The following is a 264-nucleotide window of genomic DNA, read 5'->3' as shown; positions in this document are numbered from 1 at the left end:
CCTCGAGCTATTAGTATTAGTCCGCTTCATGTATCACTACACTTCCACTTCTAACCTATCTACCTGATCATCTCTCAGGGCTCTTACTGATATAAAATCATGGGAAATCTCATCTTGAGGGGGGCTTCGCACTTAGATGCTTTCAGCGCTTATCCCTTCCCTACATAGCTACCCAGCGATGCCTTTGGCAAGACAACTGGTACCCCCTTTCTGGTTAGTTACCGTCACATGGTGGATTTTCCACTCCCACCATCATTCTTCTCT

The 264-nt window shown here is 46.2% G+C and carries 1 rRNA gene; it reads right to left on the bottom strand.

Features of this window, described 5'->3' with window-relative positions:
- Positions 1-2: 2 nt before the first annotated feature.
- Positions 3-264 (bottom strand): 23S ribosomal RNA (locus HFD78_RS29225); the annotation flags it as partial.

The sequence above is a fragment of the Bacillus sp. EKM501B genome, from assembly GCF_011800505.1.
Classification (GTDB): domain Bacteria; phylum Bacillota; class Bacilli; order Bacillales; family Bacillaceae_G; genus Bacillus_A; species Bacillus_A cereus.
Note: the sequence above shows the minus strand (reverse complement) of the source record. Positions and strands in the feature narration are given on the sequence as shown.